At 38.7% G+C, this 349-nt stretch carries 1 protein-coding gene; it reads left to right on the top strand.

Annotated features, from left to right (window positions below; all coding sequences use genetic code 11):
* Positions 1-328, top strand: a 328-nt coding sequence (locus IL45_RS14965; RefSeq protein WP_036579391.1) for a 5-deoxy-glucuronate isomerase, incomplete at its 5' end; no start/stop codon positions are given.
* Positions 329-349 lie beyond the last annotated feature (21 nt).

Below are 349 nucleotides of genomic sequence, written 5' to 3'. Positions count from 1 at the left end.
AATTATTACTACCTGCCAGTTACAAATGGGAATGACAGAATTGAAAGTAGGAAGTGTATGGAATACCATGCCAGCTCATGTGCACGATCGTAGAATGGAAGTGTACTTTTATCTAGATGTACCACAAGATCAAGCGGTATGTCACTTTATGGGACAACCACAAGAAACACGTCATATATGGATGCATAATCACCAAGCGGTGATATCACCACCATGGTCTATTCACTCAGGTTCTGGAACTTCTAACTATACCTTTATTTGGGGAATGGCAGGAGAGAATCTAGATTATAACGATATGGACGTTGCAAAAATCACAGATCTTAAATAATCGACTATGAATCTATTTGAC

Origin of the sequence: Nonlabens ulvanivorans, from assembly GCF_000732625.1 — a bacterium.
GTDB lineage: Bacteria > Bacteroidota > Bacteroidia > Flavobacteriales > Flavobacteriaceae > Nonlabens > Nonlabens ulvanivorans.
Note: the sequence above shows the minus strand (reverse complement) of the source record. Positions and strands in the feature narration are given on the sequence as shown.